The organism is Streptomyces sp. P5F9 (genome assembly GCF_057961495.1).
In genome coordinates, this window is sequence record NZ_JBXVPZ010000045.1 from 1 (window position 1) to 20,134 (window position 20,134).

Annotated in this window: 12 protein-coding genes; 5 read left to right on the forward strand and 7 right to left on the reverse strand. The window is 69.2% G+C overall.

Annotation, left to right across the window (positions count from 1 at the left end):
- Nucleotides 1-895, reverse strand: an 895-nt coding sequence (locus AC31A1_RS10865) for a serine/threonine-protein kinase (protein WP_489653071.1), incomplete at its 3' end; no start/stop codon positions are given.
- A 148-nt stretch (nt 896-1,043) separates the two neighbouring features.
- Between AC31A1_RS10865 and AC31A1_RS10870 the strand changes: the two genes are divergently transcribed.
- From AC31A1_RS10870 to AC31A1_RS10890, 5 genes are all read left to right on the forward strand, one after another.
- On the forward strand, nt 1,044-2,717 hold the full coding sequence (locus tag AC31A1_RS10870; protein WP_489653072.1) for a PD-(D/E)XK nuclease family protein: 1,674 nt from the start codon (nt 1,044-1,046) through the stop codon (nt 2,715-2,717).
- Complete coding sequence (locus tag AC31A1_RS10875) at nt 2,714-3,874, forward strand: pPIWI_RE_Y domain-containing protein (protein ID WP_489653073.1); 1,161 nt, start codon at nt 2,714-2,716, stop codon at nt 3,872-3,874. Before AC31A1_RS10870 ends, AC31A1_RS10875 begins: the two co-directional genes overlap by 4 nt.
- Complete coding sequence (locus AC31A1_RS10880; protein ID WP_489653074.1) at nt 3,867-7,502, forward strand: pPIWI_RE_Z domain-containing protein; 3,636 nt, start codon at nt 3,867-3,869, stop codon at nt 7,500-7,502. The genes AC31A1_RS10875 and AC31A1_RS10880 overlap by 8 nt, the downstream gene beginning before the upstream one ends.
- A 41-nt stretch (nt 7,503-7,543) precedes the next feature.
- The gene (locus tag AC31A1_RS10885; RefSeq protein WP_489653075.1) at nt 7,544-10,585 is read left to right on the forward strand and encodes a pPIWI_RE module domain-containing protein; all 3,042 of its coding nucleotides are present in this window, start codon (nt 7,544-7,546) and stop codon (nt 10,583-10,585) included.
- Between the two features lie 109 nt (nt 10,586-10,694).
- Nucleotides 10,695-12,347: an N-6 DNA methylase gene (locus tag AC31A1_RS10890; protein WP_489653076.1), complete on the forward strand. Its 1,653-nt coding sequence runs from the start codon at nt 10,695-10,697 to the stop codon at nt 12,345-12,347.
- A 28-nt stretch (nt 12,348-12,375) separates the two neighbouring features.
- Here AC31A1_RS10890 and AC31A1_RS10895 read toward each other — a convergent pair whose 3' ends face one another.
- The 6 genes from AC31A1_RS10895 to AC31A1_RS10920 form a co-directional block, all read right to left on the reverse strand.
- On the reverse strand, nt 12,376-14,511 hold the full coding sequence (locus AC31A1_RS10895) for a UvrD-helicase domain-containing protein (protein ID WP_489653077.1): 2,136 nt from the start codon (nt 14,509-14,511) through the stop codon (nt 12,376-12,378).
- Nucleotides 14,512-14,551: 40 nt separating this feature from the next.
- Nucleotides 14,552-15,796 carry an McrC family protein gene (locus tag AC31A1_RS10900; protein ID WP_489653078.1) on the reverse strand — a complete coding sequence of 415 codons (1,245 nt, stop codon included), beginning with the start codon at nt 15,794-15,796 and terminating at the stop codon, nt 14,552-14,554.
- Complete coding sequence (locus tag AC31A1_RS10905; RefSeq protein WP_489653079.1) at nt 15,793-17,604, reverse strand: DUF4357 domain-containing protein; 1,812 nt, start codon at nt 17,602-17,604, stop codon at nt 15,793-15,795. The genes AC31A1_RS10900 and AC31A1_RS10905 overlap by 4 nt, the downstream gene beginning before the upstream one ends.
- A gap of 102 nt (nt 17,605-17,706) precedes the next feature.
- Nucleotides 17,707-18,159 (reverse strand): PIN domain-containing protein, encoded by a 453-nt coding sequence (locus AC31A1_RS10910; protein WP_489653080.1) that lies wholly within the window; start codon nt 18,157-18,159, stop codon nt 17,707-17,709.
- A complete protein-coding gene (locus AC31A1_RS10915) occupies nt 18,152-18,445 on the reverse strand; it encodes a type II toxin-antitoxin system Phd/YefM family antitoxin (protein ID WP_489653081.1) in 294 nt (97 codons plus the stop codon). Before AC31A1_RS10915 ends, AC31A1_RS10910 begins: the two co-directional genes overlap by 8 nt.
- A 51-nt stretch (nt 18,446-18,496) precedes the next feature.
- Nucleotides 18,497-20,134, reverse strand: coding sequence for a hypothetical protein (locus tag AC31A1_RS10920; RefSeq protein ID WP_489653082.1), 1,638 nt, complete (start codon nt 20,132-20,134; stop codon nt 18,497-18,499).

Genomic DNA, 20,134 nt, shown 5'->3' on the forward strand with positions numbered 1-20,134 from the left:
GGTCGGGGTCGAGCGCCGGGTCCGGTGCGGGATCACCGGGCCTGGGTACCAGGGGTGCGAGCGCTGCGGCGGCTCCGCCTGCTGACGGGCGCGACCTGGGGTCCTTGGCCAGCATGCGCGCCACCAGGTCGGCGAGGCCAGGAGGGAGTCCCGGGATTCGGTCGTCGAGCCGGGGCGCCGGAGTGTCACAGTGGTGCTGCTCGATGATGTGCTCGGAGGCGCCGTTGAAGACCCTGTCACCGGCGACGAGGCGGAAGACTGTACAGCCGACGCCATAGATGTCGGCGGCCGGTGTGGGGTTGCGTTCTCCGAGGATGATCTCGGGGGCCTTGTAACCGAGACTGCCCGGGGTGCGGCCCTCGGTGTGCCGGGTGGCGTCGGGGTCGTCCGGCAGCGCGATGCCGAAGTCGACGAGAAATACCTCGCCGGACTCGGCGAGTATGACGTTCTGCGGCTTTATGTCGCGATGGACCACACCAGCCGCGTGCACCCGCTCCAGAATCCGCAGCAACTGGACGACGATCGACGCGGTGGCCGCGAGGGTGGGCCGGCGTGATTCCAGGAAATCGCGCAGGTTTTTGCCGTCGATGAACTCTGTGACGAGATAGGGCCGTCCGCCGAGGAAGTCGTAAGCGACGAGGTGTGGAATGCCGTGGCCGCCCAGCCGCTCGTGCATCTGCCGTTCGCGCTCGAAGCGTTTGAGTTCGTTGGGGGTCAGCCGGCCGTAGTGATCGCCACGGCCGGGCGCGGAGTCGCGCGGCGGGCGGACCAGGAACTTCACCGCAACGATCTGGCCAGTCTTCAGGTCCTCCGCCCGGTACACGGTTCCCATGCCGCCGCTCTTGGGCGCATGAGTGATCTTGAATCTCGCGGCGAACACCTGCCCACGCTCCATGCCTACAGCCCTCCTGTGCCTCTCCGTGACCGGTCGTGCGAAGCGTAGTGGAAACGTGCCATGTAAATGTGCGTCGCTTGACTGTGTTCACACTCTACCTGCATGCTGGAGCGGTCCCGCTCAGCCGAGCCGTAAGGAGACGTCACTCGTGAGTGCGTTTCGGAAGCCGCCCCAGGTGGATGGTGACGATCAACTGATCCGGATCGGCCTGCCGTTGCTGCGTCAGGAGCCGGACCCATGCCCCGCAGGCCGTGCGCTGCGCGCCAGGCCGCTGCTGACGCAGCAACCTGATCGCAGCCGCCGTAAACCGGTCGAGGACTTCCCCTTCGCTCCCTGGGGCAACTTCGTCGACTCCGTGGAACATCAGGGCAAGACCCTTGCCGAGGTCGCGGCAAACTCTGGGAACATGCGTCGCTGTTCGGAAGCGCACGTGCGCTGGGCTGTGGAGGCGGCAGGTACGTATCTCGCCGCGCGCGCCCGTGAACAGAGTGTTCGTGTGGCTGCCGGACACCCCGCCACCCGCGCAGTGCGGAAGCAGTGGGTCGGGGTGACCCGGTTGCGTGAACAGGACGGCCGTGGTGCCGATCGGTACGAACGCACCGCATGGGGGCGACAGTACGTCAGTGAGGACGGTTCCCTGCGGGAAATCTGGATTCCATCCATTGACTCCGTCAAGCGCGACCGGCCGTTGCCGGAGATCGCTGCCGCCGCGTATGTCGCAGCGAGCGGAATCCCAGCCGACATACCCTACGGCAAAAGGGCCCAACTGCCGGATGGTCACGGTGTGCTGCCGCAGCGGGTTCGAGTCGTCGGCGTCGGACTCGGCGACGGCAGTACTCAGGTGCTGGCCGACTGGGACGCGGCAGAAGCGAAGCGTCAATTCGACGAGCATACGAAGGAGTTGATGTCGAGCGCTGCCGACGGCCGCGAGTTGCGTCCTGGCCAGGACTGCGCCCGCTGCGAAGCACTCAGTGGCTGCCATGCTGTTCCTCGCGTGCCCGGACTGCTGGGTGCGCCGGCCCCGCTCCGTCCTCGTAAGCGGCGCAGCGTGTCCGTCTCTGATCTGCGGGCCTACCGGGACTGCGCCGCCCGTTACTACCTCACGCGCGTGCTGAAACTCAGGGACGGCCGCACCGAGAATGCGGCGATCCGCCGGGGGCGGGCTGTGGACGCCTGGCTGAATGAGCGTCATGCCGCCAAGCCCGGAACGCCCTGCCGGCGTGTGCCGCTCCCCGAGTACCTGCCTGGTCTGTCCGCCGAGGAGTTGCCCGCCGCTCTGGCCATGATCCGCCATCACCGGGGTCGCTGCCCCCTCGACGGACTGGCCGTGGACGAGACCGTCGAGCCGCAGCGCCGGCTCGCCGTGTACGACCCACAGACCGACGTCGTCGTCATCGCCGACTGCGACCTTGTGTACACCGATCGGGGCGGCACGGTCGTGCGTGAGACGAAGACGGCCTCGCACCACTTTGGTGAGCGGCGGGAACTGGTCCGCACCTACCCGCAACTCGCCCTCGCCGTCCTCCTCATGGCATCCGGAGTGTTGGGCGGCGACCCGCGCCGCTCCCGCATCGAGCTGGAGGTGCTGCGCGAGGACGGCGCGCGGCTGGAGGAGATCGACCCCTTCGACGCCGTCACCCTCGACCAGTCCCGACGCGTCATCGCCGAACTCGCCGCCGGGTGGGCGGCCGACGAGACCTACACCGCAGTCCCCGCCCGCGACTTCGACTGCGCCGACTGTGAGGCTCGCCGCTGGTGCACCTCGGCCCGGACCGCACGCAGCGACGGCACCCTCCGCACCCCTGGGGAAGCTCTCCGATGAATCTCGACGATCCCGACACCGTCCCGCTCTCAGCGGAGGAATGGGCCGCCCACGACGGCGTACCCCTGCTGCGGACCCTCGCCGGCGCCCTCATCGTCCTTGAGGCCACCGCCGGCCTCGACTCCTTCACCCTGCCCTATCCGCCCGAGGCGCAGCGTGCCCTGGACAGGACCGTACTTGCCTGCCTGCTGAGCGGGGAACCGCCCCCCGCCGGCCTCACCGAACTCGTCGACCGCTGCCGTACCCTCCCACTCGCCGAGTGGCCGCTCGGCCTGCCCCCGGACGCGATCGGCCCCGAGGACCGGCTACTGGACGAGGAGTCCGGGCGTCCCACCGAGCTGTGCCACGAGTGGGCCTGGCGTACCCCGGACGCAGCCGTGGAGTTCCGGGACCGGCAGATCGTGCGGGCCGCGCTGCGCGTGTGCCGGGAATACGGCGACGAGGAGGCGTACACAGCCTTCCGTGGCCTGCTGGTGCGCCGACCGGTCCTCACCCTGTTCGAGATGCACGAACTGGACGGGGACATGGTGCTCGAACCCGTCCGAGGCCTGATCCGTCAGATCTACCGGCCGGTCTCCGACTCCTACCTTCACGACGGCGCCTACACCTGCTGCGAGCGCTGTCTCACCCTCCTCGTTCCTTCCCGGGACGGCGACTGGTGGTGTGAGCGGGACCGGTGCAGAAGGAAGGGGGCGGCCCCGACCGGTCGCCGCATCCTCCGGGAGACGGCCGGTGAGGTCTGCCAACTGGAGCGCCCGCTACGGCAATTCGTTACCGGGCCGGGACGCGCCGAGGCCGACCTGGAACGCGACCTGCTGGCGCTCGGCCTCGACGTGCGTATGTGGCCCGGCTACGACGCGTACGACCTCCTGGTGGAATTCCCCGACGGCCACCGCTGGGCTGTCGACGTCAAGGACTGGGCACATCCCGTCTTCCTGGGCCGCTCAGCCCGGCCCGTCCCGCAGGACCCGCCGTACGAAGAGGCGTTCTGGGCCGTGCCGGAACACCGCACGCTTGCCCGCCCCGGCTATGTCGCCGCCTTCGAACGTGCCCGGCCCGCGCGGGCCCGAGACCTGCCGCTGCTCACCGACGCCGAATTCGTCGCACGGGCCCGCGCTCGTCTGCGCACGCTGAAAGGACACACCGACCGTGCGTGACAGGGAGAGCTGGCACAAGCCGGTGAGCCGCGAACTGGCGCGGGTCTGGAGCGGATTGCCATCGGAGTTGGATGGTGTGAAGCCCGTCCAGGTGTGCCAGGTCGAACTGGCCCTCCGGCTCATGGAACGCCTCGCCCCGGACGAGCCCGCGGAGGGCGCCTACACACTGCTCGGCGGCTACCCCTTCGCCAAGGCGGCCGGTCTGGCCCGTACCCAAGAGCACGACACCATGCTCACCGCGGCCCGCCATCTGCTGTGGACGTTGCGCAGGGGCCGCGCCTGGCAGCAGGTGCTCGACGCCTACCGCCGGGTTCCAGAGCGGCTGCGCGCCTACGACGTACCGTCGCCCGAATCCGGCGAGCCACCGCGCCCTCTGCGGCCCACCGTCGCCGCCGGCCGCATCGCTGTGTACGACGACGCCTTGGCGGGCCTGCCTGATTTCGCTCGCCGCCCGCTCACCCTGGCCCCGGCCGGTCGCAGCAACTTCCGCGAGCACCGCCGCACCACGTCGGTCACTATCCCCGAACAGCTCCTCTTCGAGCGCACGCCGGGTCACGATCTCGTGGCGGCCCGCCCCGGTGGATCGAAACCACTGACCATCACGCGCGCCGAACTCGACGACACCGCGCAGTGGATGGACGACATGGAGCGGGAGACCGGCGTCGAACGGCCCGGACGCTGGGCCGCCCGCCTGGCCGAGCTGCGGATCGCCCCGCGCGACGCCGACGGACGCGGTTTCACCGACGGAGACACGCTCCGCCTCGACGGGTTGCTGCATCTCGTCGGCATGGTCGGCGCGGGCAAGAGCACGCTGATGACGCTTGTCGCGGTCTGGGCGGCCCGAAGAGGCCTGAGGACCACGCTCGTTGTGGGCGATGTGGCCGAACAGCTGCGTCTGTGTGAGCTGTTCACCCGCCTCGACCTGCCTGCCGTACCCGTACTCGGCCCGACGGCCCGCCAGACCCATGTGGAGCGCCTGCACCGCAGGCTCGCCTCGCGCGGTCTCCATAACCTCCTCGACCACGATGCGTACGGTTTCGACGAGTTGAGCACCGTGTGCGTGGTGGACGCTCTGCGAGGCACCGAGGCGGCCGAGCCCCTGCGCTACGCCGACGCGCCCTGCACCGCTCTCCACCCTGAGAAGCGCAAGGCGCCAGACCCGGAGCCCGAGCACGCTTTGCCTGGCGTATGGGATCCGGCGGCCCGCGCGGCCAGGGAACCGAAGCCGCGCCCCGAGGACGAGCTGAAGGGCACCCCGCACGGCTGCCCGATCTGGGCCGAGTGCCCTCGCCATCGCGCTGCCCGTGACCAGGTCGACGCTTTGATCTGGGTCGCCAACCCGGCCAGCCTTGTCCAGAGTGCCGTGCCCGCCCACCTCAACGACGAGCGGCTGCGCCACCTCGAACTCGCCTGTACCCGCAGCGACATCGTCTTCGTCGACGAGGCCGACGCCGTCCAGATGCGGCTCGACGAACTGTTCGCGCCGTCCGCGACGCTCGTGCGGCCCGACGTCGAGTCCTGGCTGGACCAGCTCCACACCCACAAGATCGAAGAGCTGTCGCGGTACGGCCGGCTGCCGCTGACCGACCGCGATGTAGAGCAGTGGAACGCCGCGCTCGCCGTCGTCACCGTCGCCACGGACCGGCTCTACCGGATGCTGATCTCCGACGAGGACCTGTGCGAGTGGGTGGACACCGAGTACTTCAGCCCCTGGGCGCTCCAAGAGAAGCTGCTCGCCGACTGGTTCGATGAACTCCCGAGGCCGGACGCCTACCGGCCCGCCGGCTCCGACGCCCCCGACGGCGTAGCCGACGAGCGAGAACTGTACGAGGGATACGAGGACGACGACGAGGACCCCGAACCGGAATCCCCGGTCCACGAGAACCCGCGCCGCACTGAACTGACCCGCCTCCTCGACACCTTCCGTGACGACCCGCTGGGCGGCCACGCCCCGTACGGAACGCTCACCGACGCCATGGTCGCAGCGGTCCACGACCTGCTGCACACCCAGTCCCCGCCCCGCAGCCGGGAGAAAGTGGCCGCGCTCCTGCGCGACCTCCTCGACGGCATTCCCGACCTGCCGGGAGACGGCGACCCCAAGTGGTACGACCTCACCTGCCGCAGGCTGGAGTTCACCCTGCTGTTGTCCGCCCTGCACCAGCGCCTGGACCGTCTGACCTTCCTGTGGCCTCAGGTGGAAGCCGCCCTGCGGCTCGACGGCCAGGGCAAGGAACTCGCCCGCCGCGCCCCACTGGACTACGCCCCCATCATCCCCGAGGCACCTATGGGCAATGTCCTCGGCTTCCAGTACCTGCGTGACGAACGGGAGCGCGACGAGGACGGACGCACCAGCGGCACTCTGCGCTTCTTCCGCTGCGCGGGCGTCGGCCGAGAGCTGCTGCTCTCCTTCGCCACGCTCGGCTCCGACCCGGCGACCGGTCGCCCGGGCCCGCACGTGGTCCTGATGTCCGGCACCAGCTGGGCCGGTGACTCCACCCGTGCCCATGTCCTGGCCCCCGTGGGCGCCGTCCTCAAGCCATCCCAGCGGTCCCTGGACGCCGTCGGACGCACCAGCTTCAGCACCCATTTCCTCTATGACGAGAACAACGGCAAACCGATGTTCCTGTCCGGTACGCGGCCCAAGGCCCGTATCGATCAGGCCCGTGCCATGGCCGCCAGGCTGGGCCGCCTCGGACCCGGCGGTTCATCCAGCCCGCTTGATCTGGAACTCGCCCGGGTCGCCGACGACTACCGTAAGCGCGCCATCCTGCTGGTCGGCAGCTACAAGGAGGCGTACGCCGTCGCCGACACACTGCGCCGCGAGGATCGCTGGCACGACGGGGTCCGCGTCCTCATCCCCGACGCCGCCGACCTCGACCTCGCGCTCGACGGCACCGACATGTCCTACGCTGCCACCCTGCGCCGGGGAGATCTCGCCATGTTCGCGGAGGACCCGACGGCCGAAGTACTGGTCACGCCGCTCATGGCGGTGGAACGCGGCCACAACATTCTCAACGCCCAGTCCACCGCGGCCTTCGGAACCGCACTGTTCCTCGCCCGGCCGCACCCTCGCCCCGACGACCTCACCCTGGCGATCTACGCCGTCAACGACTGGGTGTGCCGCTTCGTGCGCGACCAGAAGCGCGACGACCACCGCCAGGGCCCTGCCACCTTCAGCGAACTGGTCGCCGAGGCGCACGACCTCGACCAGGCGGGCCGCAACCTGCGTACCGAGGGCCGTCAGGAGTGGCGGCGCCTGCTGAAGCGCCGCTATATCTACTCCCGCCTGGCCCGGTGGGAGAAGCGGGCCTTCGCCTGGGACCAGCTGGTCACCATGTGGCAGGTCATCGGACGCCTCGTGCGTGGCGGTGTACCCGCCCGGGTGGTCTTCGTCGACGCCGCCTTCGCTCCGCGGCTCGCCCATGCCCTGGCCCCCGGGACGGCCGACGCGGGTCCGCGCGCCGCCGACGGTCTGCTCAGGACGCTGGGCACCGCCCTTGCCCCCTACTTCGCTCCGAACGCGGACCCGTCCGCCTTTCCGGACCCCGCAGATCCTGTGGTCGCCCGGCTCCTGTACGAGCCGTTCCACGACGCTCTGCGCACCCTCGACCACCACGTACGCCGCTGAGACCACGCCGTACGCCGCCGACTCCTCAGGAGTGATACGCCATGCCTGCCGCGACCTACCGCAACGTCCAGACCGCTTCCTGGATCCCGGTGGACCGGGACGCCTCCATCACCGCCGACTACCGGGTCCTGCCCTTCCCGGAGCAGTGGCGTGAAGCGATTCTCACCCTCTGCAACGCGGGCGTCGAAGCGGGCGCCGAGCCGTGGCGCACGGTACCGACCCGCCGACTGGAACAGGTACTTCAGGCATTCGCACCAGACGTGCTCGTGATGCCCCGCCCGTTCCACGACTGCGGCGACGAGCCGGCCCGCTGGCTGTACGTCGCCGAGGACGTCCCCGACCCGTTGCCGCCGAATGTCCTCACCCCGTTGCTGAACCGCTGGCTCGGCGAACTCCGCCCCGAACGCGAGCACCGCGAACTGCTCAGAAGTGTCCGTGCGCAGCTCGCCGCGGACCCGCCCGCATGGGAGCCGGCACGTCGGGAACTCCTCACGGGCGGCCTCACCAGCGGCGGCACCGCAGCACCCCAGGCGCACCAGTTCGCTCTCACCACGGACTGGCTGGCCCGGCGGATCCTCGACCTCGGCCCGTATCCGTACGACGCGGGATCCCTGCACTTCCGGGCGATGCCCCGCGGCCCCAAGGACAAGGGCGCCGAGCTCGTCTCGCAGCCACTGCCGTACGAGCCGGGCAAGCCTGCGGGCACCTGGTGGTTCTCGGTGGTCCTCAACCTCACCCTGCACACCGTGCCGTTCGACCCGCTGCCCCGCTTCCATCTGCACTGGTCGATCCGGCGCTGGGCGACCCGCGTGGGCGCCAAGTCCGGCCGCCTGCACCTGCCGTACGGCAGCCGCACGACCGTACTGCTGCGCCCGCGCGTTCCCGTCCTGCCCGGCGTCCCGCTCAGCGAGCGGTTCGCCGTCGCACAGTTGGAGCGGCGCTTCGACAAGGAGAAGGAAGCCTTCGCGGACGGCTGGGCGGACGGTGGCCCCGCGCGGCTGCTCGCGGACATCGCCTTCGGTGAGCCGTTCCCGGACGCGGACGCGATCCTCACCGACCCCGAGGACTGGCTGCGACGTGACGCCCGCGCCGGGATCGTGTACCGCACGGCCATGGGCTCCCACGCAGTGAAGGCCGGCCTGATGCCGAACCAGTGCTCCCAGCTCACCGAGTGGGCCCAGCAGGCCATCCCCGAGCAACTGCGGCCCGCCCCCCGGCTCACACACACCGCGCTCGCCGGTGCGAAACCCCTCAACGCCCCGCCCGGGAGCGTCAAGAAGGAAGAGAAGGAGCAGGAGGCGGCACGGCGAACGGCCGAGCGCCGGGCCGCCGTCGCCCACGCCGTCGCTGCCCTCGGTGATCACCTGCCGGACGGCCTTCCGATCCTTGAGGCCCGGCTGCTGTGGCAGACCGCCGAGATGCGCTCGACGGCTGTGGCGGCACTCGTTGAGAGGCTCGGTCTCAAGGGTGATGGCGGCATGCCCACCGAGGACGCCCACCGGGAGGCTACGCCCGAGACCCCGGTCGTGCTGGAGTGGCAGGCCCCCGAACTCACCGTACGGCTGCGCTGCTACCGGCCCGTCCGGGACGGTGCCGACAGCGCTGACGAGACCGTCGCGCTCACCGACGGTCTCGTCATCCCGGAGCGAACCCGACCCACCAGGGAGATCGTCACGGCGGCTGTGCACACGCGCCGGACCGAAACCGCCGAATGGCTGCGCCGGGACCGCACCGGCGGAAGGCCGACTCTGGCGCTCGTGGAGATCGACCGCCCAGAGGACTTCGCGACCCGTGACCACGACCCCAAGTTCGCTCTCCGGCTCGGCTGCGCGGACGCCGGCTTCGTGACTCAATTCATGGCTGTCCCCAAACAGGTCAAGGGCTACAACACGGTCGGCAACCAGCACCACCGCGCCCTGATGGCCTGGGACGACGGCCTGCGCCAGCTCGGCGCGCGGGTCCACCCCGAGCACGGTCTGGAGGAGGGCCTGCCCGAGGGGATGCGGTACGCGGCCGTGTGGATGGTGCGCAAGAACCGCACCACTCGCACCCGTTGGGCAGCCGACGTCCCGGTGGCGGTACTGGTCACCCCGCACGCCCAGGGCAGCGGTCTGGCCCGGGTGCAGGGCTGGGACCCGGACGCGGACGACGGCGCCGGTGCCTGGGTGCCGTACCCGGCGATGCTGTTGAAGCTGACCCGCCTGGCCGAGGTCCGGCCCCTGGTCCCGGCACCGCGCGGAGCCGAGGACGCACAGCAGGCCGGAGGGAAGCGGCGCAGTTGGCGTGCGGACCGCGAGGAGCAGCGACGCATGGCCGAGGAGTGGCTGCAGAAGGTACGGGCCTCACTGCGCCGGGAGCCGACGCTGCTGTTCGTGGACGCGCAGAACGCCCGCTCGCACTGGACCTGGCTCCAGGACGGCCGAACGGCGCCCGACCGGATCCGCGACGGGCACGCAGAGGCGCGCCGCTTGGACGCCGATCTGCGGCTGCTGCGGGTGCGGTCGTCGACGAACCGTGAGACACCCCAGTGGTGGGGCGTCAACCCGAAGGAAGGAGCCAACGGGATGCCCTCCCACCTGTGGCTGCCCGAGGGCGACGGCTCGGGCAGGGTCTTCTACTCCACCACTCCCAAGCCGGTGCAGTTCAAGAGTTCGGCTGTCGAGGCCGACAAGCTGGCCCCGCGCCCGATCCGGATGGGCAAGCGCAAGGGACAGCCGACCATCGACACGGGCGAGGTCGGCTGGATGCCCGCGCTCCTCGAAGTCGCCGTCCTCGGCTGCCACGAGGAGGACGGCGACGACCCCCAGGCGCTGGCCCTCACCGCCCACCTGCTGCGCCAGCCCCCGGACTACCCCGAGGCGCTCGCCCTGCCTCTGCCCCTTCACCTGGCGGGTCTCGGCCAGCAGTACGTGTTGCCGACGCGCGGGCAGGAGGAGGCTCCCGAGGGCGACGACGTGGCTCCGGCCGCAGATCCGGATCCGGCGAAGTACCCGGCACCTGGACTGGAGGAGGAACCCGAGGCGCGGGAACGCGGCGGTGATGACGAGCAGCTGCTCCTCTTCGAGGAGTCGCTCCAGGAATGAATGGGCCGCCGAAGGCCCCCGGTACACGACGTACGATTGAATTCATTGTTGACGACGTCAACGAATTCATGCATTGATGGGTCGATCGATCTTGTGTACGGTTGCCCGTATGACGGACACCCCCGCCCCACCGGCCGGTCCGCTGGTCACCGGCTCCGAGATCGCCCGGCTGGCGGGCGTCACCCGCGCCGCCGTCTCGAACTGGCGGCGACGCTACGACGACTTCCCGGCGCCCGCCGGTGGCGGTGTCAACAGTCCACTGTTCGACCTGACCGAGGTGCAGACCTGGCTGGACAGGCAGCGCAAGGGGCAGGACGTCTCGGTGGACGTGCAGCTGTGGCAGGCGCTGCGTGGAGTCTACGGCGACGACATGGTCGGCGGGCTCGCGGATACCGCCGGTCTCCTCGCCGAGGGGAAGGCGCCCGCGGGGCTTCCGGCTGACGTCGTCGGGCTCGCGTGTGAGCTGGCGGAGAGCAATGGCGCGGCCGAGGTGGTGAGCGCCCTCGCGGAGCGATTCACCGACTCTGTACGGCGGGCCGGATCGGACCAGGTCACCTCGCCGCGCATCGTCCGTGCCGTACGCCACTTCGTCGGCGAGGTGGCCTCCGACGCGACCCTGTTCGACCCGGCCTGCGGCATCGGCACGCTGCTGTTGGCTGTCGGCCCCGAGCGCGGGCCCACGCGCCGGGGGCAGGAGTCCGACGCCCGCAGTGCCCGGTTCGCGCAACTGCGGGCCGACCTCACCGGAGGTACCGGTGTGGCCGTCGCCACGGGAGACTCACTGCGCGACGACCGATGGGCGGAGCTGAGGGCCGATCTGGTCGTCTGCGATCCGCCGGTCAGCGAGCCCGACTGGGGGCGCGAGAACCTGCTGCTCGACTCGCGCTGGGAGTTCGGCATCCCGTCGCGCGCCGAAGGTGAACTCGCCTGGCTGCAGCACGCCTACGCGCACACCGCGCCCGGCGGTCGCGTTCTCATGGTCATGCCCGCCTCGGTGGCCTATCGCAAGGCGGGCCGCCGCATCCGCGCAGAGCTCGTACGACGGGGCATCCTCACCCAGGTCACAGCTCTTCCGTCTGGCACGGCGGCCTCGCACGCACTCCCGGTCCATCTCTGGCACCTGCGCCGCCCGCGGGCCCTGGGTGATGCCGTCACCGTCGTTCGCATGGTCGATCTGACGGCGGGTGATCCGGATGGCTCCCTGGAACCGGCCCCTGGCCAGCTGGCGGAGCTTTCCCTGATCGATCTGCTCGACGAAACCGTGGATCTCACGCCCGGCCGCCATGTCGAGGAGTCGCATCGCGACTACGCGGTTGAATACGACTCCCTGCGAAGGGAGTTGACGGATCAGGTGCGGCTGCTGGCGGAGCTGCTGCCGGCCCTGGCCGCGGGGGACGGCCCCAGTTCCCTGGACGGACCTACCGTCAGCGTCGCCGACCTCGCCCGCGCCGGGCTCGTCGAGTACGGAGATCCGGAACCGGTCTCGGTCAGCGACCAACTCGACACCGACTACCTCCAGGGCTTCCTGCGCAGCGCGGCCAACACCCGGCGTTCTACGAGCGCCAGCGGCACCTTCCGCCTCGACGGAAAGGGCGCCCGCATCCCACAGATGGCCATCACCGATCAACGCCGGTACGGGGCGGCCTTCCGCGCACTCCAGGAGTTCGAGGAGCGAGCGCGGAGGGTGGTGGAGCTGAGCCGGGACGCGGCGAGCTTGGCAAGAGACGGTCTGGGTAACGGAGCGCTCGAACCCGAGAACTGACAGATCGCCACATCACTTGCCTGGTACGTCAGTTCATCTGCGGCACGAACGAACTGGCGGTTCCACTCCACGAAACCGCCAACGCCTCCCGTGCCCGTGTGCATGCCACGAACAGCAGGCACCGCTCCCGCAGCAGATCCGAGTCGTGCTGCAGTACGTCCACCGAGACAGGCGTCACCTCACGGGCGAACGGCACCGCGCCCGCCGTCACCCCCAGCACGGCGACGCAGCGGAACTCCAGCCCCTTCATGGTGTGCATGGTGGCGAGCCGCACTCCCTCCACGGCCGGTCCCGGGTTGTCCCTGACCCGGACCACCGGCACTTTGGCCGCGGCCAGCTTGTCGTACGCCTTGTCCAGCAGCACGTTGAAACGGGCGCACACGCCGATCTCCGAAGGGCGGATGCCCTGGGCTATCCAGCCCTCGACACGCTCGACGAGGGCCGCGACCTCCACCTGTTCGGAGCCGTACCCGTCGGTGTGGGGGGTTCTGCCGTGCAGCAGGGAACGGTAACCGGCCAGGCTGTCGCTGCCCTCACCGCCCAGATCGTCGACCGACACCGGGCTGAGGATGCCGGTCGACCAGACGAGGATCTCCTCCGTGGAGCGGTAGTTGATGCGCAGACGTTGGGTGCGGCCGGCCACCGAGATACCCAGGGAGCCGAGCGAAACCTTCGAGTCGTAGATGCGCTGGTGCGGATCGCCCGTGATGAACAGGTCGTCGCTTCCGGGAGCCACCGCACCGCGCAGGACGCGCCACTGGGCGGGGTGCAGGTCCTGGGCCTCGTCGACCACGACGTGGTCGTGCGTGGGCGCCGAACCGGCCAGGAGGTCGGCCGCATGCGCGCACACTTTCAGGTGCGTGGTGGCTTTCTGGGTACGCAGCATCGACTCGAACAGCTCGATGGCGGACCACAGTTGGTCGCGTCGCGCCGCCGGCAGGGCGCTCCCGCGACCGCGCCGCAAGGCGGTGCGGTAGGCGTCGGAGGTACGCAGATCCTGAGCGAGGATGACGTGCCGGTACTCCTGAGCCAGGAACTGCTCCGACCACGGCAGCCCCAGCTGTTTGACGACCCGCTGCCACAGCTGTCGTTCCTCCCGATCATGCATGGGGGAGGGGGACCTGCCGTCGAGGCGGGTCACGACACCGTGCGCGTACGCGTTGACCGTCGTCACGTCGACGCGGCTGAGCAGCGCGTCATCGCCGTCCAGGAGCACAGACAGGTTCTCGCGCAGCGAGGCAGCTAGAGCGTTCGTGTACGTGGTGAGCAGAACCCGGGTGTCGGGAGAGCGCGTGAGGAGGTGCTTGACGCGGTGCAGGGCCGCGACCGTCTTGCCGGTGCCCGGACCGCCCGTGATCTGGACCGGCCCGCCGTATGACACGCGATAGGCGACCCGTCGCTGTGAGGGGTGAAGGAACACGCGCCAGGCCGTAAACGGCTTCTCCAGGATGTCAGCCAGCTCTTCGGGACCGGTGACCAGAGTGATGCGGCTCGTGGTGTTGGCGATGACGACGGCCAGGCTCTCGTCCGGGTCGGGACCCGCATCGACCGGACGGCGTACGGCAACGACGTCCCGGTACACATCGTCGGGGCTGAACCCCTCGGCGAGGTACTGCAGGACCTCGCACTGGTCCTCCGGCAGGAGTGTCTCGAACGCCTGGAGCTGTGCCTTGTCGACGATGGTCCGCACCGCCCGCAACACCTGCGTGTCGATGCCGAGTTCACGCAGCACGGTGTCCGAGTACCTCGCGAAGAGCAGGGAGTCGGCGGCCGCGGCGGCCTTCTCCAGAGCCGGGGTCAACTGCTCGATGGCGACCACGTTGCGGACTTCGAGCGCCCGTGTCGCGGAGTTCGTCGTGTACAGCCGCTTGGCCGCCCAGGTGTACGCGTCGTCGTGCCGAACGACGTTGACGAGCAGGAACACATCACTGCCGTCGTCCGGTGCGAGAACGACACCGCGCCAGAAGTCGTTGATGCGGATGGTCCGCATGCGTGTGTCCTGCGCGTTCTGCACGGACTCCAGATGGAGGCCCTTGTCCGCCTGCAGTTCGGGCACGGTGAGCAGCTGGAACTTCTGCATCGCCTTGCGGACGCCGGCCTTGACGGGCTTCTCCAGGACGTCGTAGCTCTCCCAGAAACTGTTGGCGAACGCGAGCTGCGGCACGAGGTGAACTCCCCACCCTGGACGGACACTCCGCAGTCGATCATACGCGCGGGGTGTTCGCCAGCCGCTGGGCCACCTCCTCGATGTCCGTGAGCAGTCCGGGGGGTTCCTGGTCCAGGTCGAGGGCGTGCTGATGGATGACGATGCCCGAGTGGCGCACTTGGTGGGCGGCGTGCGGAGCATTGCCCTTCGCATACACCAGGTGCCCTTCGCGCAGGTTGAGGGCCGTGCAGTACGCCAGCATCTGGTACAGGTCGGCGTCGGGATAACCGCCCGGTCGCTCGGCCTTGTACTTGGCGTCCGCCACCGCGCACGGGGTGCCGTCCGGCCCGTACAGTACGAAGTCCGGCTTCATGCGGATCGCGGCGGCCTCGTCGAGGTAGTGGGAGTCCTGGAGGCGGGCGGTGTGGCCGGCTGAACCCCGGCCCCGGCCCTGGAAGGTGTCCCGTAGGGCGGTTGTCACGAAGTCCTCGAAGAGCTTGTTCATGTCGAAGAGGAAACCGTCGATGCGCAGATCGCCGGGACCGTGCTCGGCGGAGGCGCCGTCCAGAACGACGCGCGAGAGACGCAGGGCCTGGTGGTAACGGGAGTTGAGGCGTGTGGGACGCCAGTCGGGGATCGGCTGTCCGCGCACGATCGCCGTGACGTCGGTCAGGCGCGCGCGCTGGTGCAGCAGCCTGCGGCGTACGTCGCGCGGTATGCCTTGCAGGCGTAGGAGACGTTCGACGGCCGCACGGAGGATGCGGTTCTCCGCGATGTCGGTGGTGAACTCGTCGTACGCTACTTCGATCGGCAGCATCGCCCCGAAGCGCCGCCGTATCTGTTCGGCCTCCCTGATCCGGCCGCGGACGACGAGCGCGGATTCCTCAGTCGCCCGATAGCCCTGCAACAGGCCTTGTCGCAGTGCCCGGTCCACTTGCCGTTCCACAGCGTGCGCGAGCGCAGGCAGCAGATCGCGGTGCTCGGCGACCTCGACCTCGCCGTCTCGCCAACTCTTCCTCGGATCAAGGCTGTAGCCGAGCAGGAAGAAGAGCCGGACGATGGGCACCTTGGGTGTGATGCGTACGGTAACTGGTTCGCCGCCGCCCGGTGCCGTGACGGCCACGGCCCCGACCTTGCTGCCGGCTCTCAGTGACCAGTGGCCGGGCGTGTACGGGTCGGGGGTCGCGTCCACGATGTCGGAAGCGGCGAGGGCACGGCCGACGGCATCCGGCAGGACGAGACGGCTCGCCGGCGCGTGCTCGACCAGTTCGACGGACTGCACGACGTCTACTGCGGACGTCACCCCAGCGACTCCCGTAGTGCGGCCAGCCCGTACCGCTTCTCGATGTCCACGCCTTCCCCGTAGTGATGCTCCTCCATCAGGGGCAGGATTTTTGTCCGCCAGGTCCGCTCCACTCCGCCCTCCCGGTACACGCCCTTCTTCATCAGGTACGAGGGCCCGATACGGAAATCGGGATCGTCGATACGGGAGTTCAGCGCCTCGAGCAGGTCGGCGGGCTCGGCTCCCTTGCCCTCCTTGGCCAGCCAGCGCCGCAGCAGACCGCGTGTCGGCTCAGTACGCGGCGACAGTTCGACGAAGGCGAAGCGGCGGCGCATCGCCGCGTCCACGAGGGCGATGGACCGGTCGGCGGTGTTCATCGTGCCGATGACGAACAGATTCGGCGGCAGCGCGAAGTCGTCGCCGGAGTAGGTCAGCCGAACCGACTTGTTGCGGTACTCCAGCAGGAAGTACAGCTCGCCGAAGACCTTCGCCAGGTTGGCCCGGTTGATCTCGTCGATGATCAGAAAGTGCGGAATGTGGCGGTTTCCCTCGCGAGAGGCCAAGTCGGCGAGTTCGCGCAGCGGGCCCGCGGTGAGCCGGAAGGCGACCTCTCTGGTCTGCGGGTCCTCCTGGGGCCGGAAGCCCTCGAAGAAGTCCTCGTAGGCGTACGACGGGTGGAACTGCACGAGCTTGACCTGCTCGGGCCCGCCGCCGAGGAACTCGGCGAGCTTCAGCGCCAGGTATGTCTTGCCGGTGCCGGGCGGTCCGTAGAGCACCAACTGGCGGTCATCGGCCAGTAGATCGCGTACTTCACGCAGCCACGCCGTGTCGTGCACGAGGAGTTCGGCCGCCAGTTCATCCGTGGGGCCAGGCAGCTCGGGCTCACGGCGGGCGATGATCGCCGGGATCTCCACGCTCGGGTCCCGCTCTATGGCCTGGGCTTCCTGCGCGAGTTCCTCGTCGCTCCGTCCGAGTCCCTCGACGAGCGCCAGCACGGAGGTCAGGTCGACGACGTCGTGTTGCACGGACAGCTTCTGCTGGAGCGCCTCCGGCAACTCGTCGTACGGAATACCAGCGGACCGCCACTCGGCCTTCCGCCGCAGATTCGACAGCCCTCCCTCGGACTCGACCTGCTCCGCGTCTCCCGTGAGCGTTCCGATGTACAGCTGTCCGTCCGAGATCGTGCAGACGGTGTCGCCCTGCCGCATCTGGGTCAGGAAGTAGTGCAGTTCGTCGGCCATCGCCTGCTTCTGGCTGTACGAGGTGGTGGCGTCGTATCCCTCCTGTACGTACCGCCGCAGGACGCTCTTGGTCGGCGCGTCCTCGTCCACCCGAGGCAGGTGCGTGGCCGCGAGAGTCACCCAGTCCTCGGTTACCCACAGCCGCTTGACCAGATCGCGCCCCGAGACGTTCGAGCCCCGCACCAGCCAGGCCTTGTGAGGGGTGCGCCACGAGGCGCCGAGGTAGTCGACGAGGGGGAAGCCCTCTTCCGTGCGCCACTCCGAGAGGCCGTCGGAGCTACGCCCGGTCACCACCGATGCCGCTGCGGACGGGGAGTTGCATTCGATGTCCCGGGTCGTCTCCCAATATCCCGGCCACTGGTCCGACGCCGTCCCGATACCGCCGTCCGCCAGCAGCCGTTCCCGCTGCGCCGACGGATGAGGCCCGATGCCGGGCATTGTCTCCGCCCGCACGGGTGAGCCGGCGAAGACCAGGAACTTCAGGCTTCCGTTCATCCCTTTCTCGGGCAGGACACGGCCCCGGGCCTGCGGTCCTCCATTGGGCAGACGCAGTAGGAACTCCGGGTACTCGGTGTGCTCGTTAACCATTGCCCCCCGCTCTCTTCGACAGAAGATCCTTGCACTAGTAGGTGCTCGCACTGACAACAGCTCCGAACCGCATGGCTGACCGCCGGCTACAAGCAGGCGGCGTCAGAGATCGTCGGGGAGCAGCCGGAAGGCAGGCTGACCGGTGAGCGGTCGCATCATGCGGAAGTGGCTGTCCGTGGTGAACATGTCCGCCGTCTGGAAGGCCGATGCCAGGGCGACGTTCATTGCGTCGACGAGCCCCACTCCCGCCCCGCCGTCCGCGTCCGCGTACCCCCGCATCACGGCCATGGCGCTCCGAAGGTGTGGCGCGGTGTCGGGGATCTCGAACCGGCGGGCCTCCGCCTGGCCGGCGATGAAGTCGAGTGCGTTCATGGCCGCCGCCGGGCCGATCCGCGAGGTCAGCAGATAGTCGAGCTCGGTGAGCACCATGGAGGACACCACTAAGTGGCCTGTGCGGGCAAGGGCTTCCCGGTGGGCCGCGTGGCGGGGATCCTTGGGTGTGAACAGCCGGTACAGGGCGTTGGTGTCGGCGATTGCGACCGGAATGTCAGTCATCAGCCCCAGCCCCGCCACCCAGGTCTTCGCCCATACCCCGTAGCGTCGCCTCGATCTCCTCGTCGTCAAGCACGGGGCCGCCCAGGTCCGGAAGGTCCAGCTCGCCCATGGGGTCGGTACGGAACGGGTAGGCGGGCCGGCCCGTCAGAGCACCGCGGGGCACGATGTCTCCTATCGGCACTCCGTCCTTGGTGATGGTCACCGTCTCCCCGGCCGCCACGCGGGCCAGGACCCGCGATGTCTGCTGGTTGAGCTCCCTCAGCGGGACCTCCGCGTTGTCACTCATATCTCTACCGTACTACTCGTTCTACATGGCGGCGCGCGCCTGCCTTCCACCTCAGGTCAAGGTGTTGGTGAGGTGCGGACCGATGTAGCCGATGAGGATCCCGTGTTTGAGGCAGGCCCCGTCGTAGTAGTGCAAGCGGGGCGCGATCGTGTTGCCACCGCCTATGCGTAGATGGGCGCCCATGAAGACCTTGCCGTCCGGATGCACGCCGTCGGGAACCGGGAATGTGCGCGTTTTGCGCCAGGCGCCGTTCGTCTTCACTGTCTTCGACTCGTCCCGGACGACCTTGCGGGGTGAGATGACGTGTGACCCCTCTGGCGCGTCGGCGCACCATTGCTTGAAGTCGCAGTTCGCCTTTCCGGCCGAGGCCGAGTCGGCGAAGTCCTGGAGTGCCAGCAGGGCGTCCCAGGCCATGCGGACCCATGACGAGCCGTATGCCTGGTCGTCGAGCTCCAGGGTGTTCTTGCGACGTCCGGTGAAGTGCACGCGCGGCATGGCATCGATCCGGTCCAGAATCTCGGCGAAGGACGTGGGCGCGTTCGCGGAGAGATCCACCGGCGCGTACGCCTGCTCGGCAGCGCCCAGCTCCAGCAGCCGTTTCTGCAGTTCCCGGACCTGGGTCTTGGCCTTGTGGAGCTCCTTGTACTGCTCGTCGTGGTCGACGACGAGCTGGGTCTCGTTGGTCTCCGCCTGGCGGAGTTCACGCTTGAGGTCGCGGATCTCGTCGGCCCTGACACGCTGCTCGCGCCCCGCCTCTTCAAGGATCTCCAGCAGGACGTCGTTCTCGTCACGCAGCCGCTCCAGTTCGGAACTGCCCACGCCGTCTCTGGCACGCGTCCGCATAACGGGTACGGAGTCCAGTGCGTCGGGCAGCGGCAGACGGGTGGCGAGGCTCTGCGGGAGCTGCGCCAGGATGCGGCGGGCCTGCTGCGGTCTCTCGGTGATCAGGCGTTTGGACATCACACGGTGCCGCTGACCGTCGGCGGGCCAGGCGGGGTCGACTCCGGGCAGGTAGGTGCGGATGCCGCCGTTGTAGACACGGTGGTATTCCAACGCCCGGTTGAGGGCCGACTCGGCGCCCGGCGTGAGGATGTAGAGAATGGCCAGCCCCGCCAGGGGGCGGACAAGAGGGTCGACCGTCCCTTCCAGCCAGGCGTCGAAGTCCACTCCATACGGTGTGCTCGCCATGACGACGGGGAGGCGTCGGTTGGCGTCGCACAGTTCGTCGATGACGGATTCGACGTCCTCGGCCTCGATGACCTGAGGCATTGCGGTCACGTCCGACCGGCCGTCGCGTGCGTCAAGCACGTCGAGCAGGCTCTTGGCCAGCCGGGGTGTCTTGGCGGGTACGGGAATGGCGTCGGGGTCGTCAGGGAGGTGTTCGACGTCTAGTTGCACCCAGGTGGGTTCGTCGGTGATCTGCCGCGTCACCACGGTGGTCTGCCACGTGCCGCCCGGCGCGGTTTCCCGGAGCCGCCAACGGCCGTAGGTGCCGGTCGCGGCGGTGACCGAGTCGTGGTCGAGGGTAACCCCGTGGGCTATCTCGTTGCGGCCCTCGACGAAGGCATCGATGTTGTACGTCTTCGGTGGTTGGCTGAGCCAGCCGCGCAACTGTTTGTCGACCAGTGCCCCGGTCCGCACGTAGTCGGCCTGGCTGGTGACCACCATGCGGTAGCGGCGAGCGTCCAT

What these genes read in the sequence shown, in the direction of transcription:
- AC31A1_RS10915 (WP_489653081.1), bottom strand. Translation starts at nt 18,445, where the DNA reads ATGAGTGACAACGCGGAGGTCCCGCTGAGGGAGCTCAACCAGCAGACA.
- AC31A1_RS10890 (WP_489653076.1), top strand. Translation starts at nt 10,695, where the DNA reads ATGACGGACACCCCCGCCCCACCGGCCGGTCCGCTGGTCACCGGCTCC.
- AC31A1_RS10885 (WP_489653075.1), top strand. Translation starts at nt 7,544, where the DNA reads ATGCCTGCCGCGACCTACCGCAACGTCCAGACCGCTTCCTGGATCCCG.
- AC31A1_RS10875 (WP_489653073.1), top strand. Translation starts at nt 2,714, where the DNA reads ATGAATCTCGACGATCCCGACACCGTCCCGCTCTCAGCGGAGGAATGG.
- AC31A1_RS10920 (WP_489653082.1), bottom strand. Translation starts at nt 20,134, where the DNA reads ATGGACGCTCGCCGCTACCGCATGGTGGTCACCAGCCAGGCCGACTAC.
- AC31A1_RS10905 (WP_489653079.1), bottom strand. Translation starts at nt 17,604, where the DNA reads ATGGTTAACGAGCACACCGAGTACCCGGAGTTCCTACTGCGTCTGCCC.
- AC31A1_RS10910 (WP_489653080.1), bottom strand. Translation starts at nt 18,159, where the DNA reads ATGACTGACATTCCGGTCGCAATCGCCGACACCAACGCCCTGTACCGG.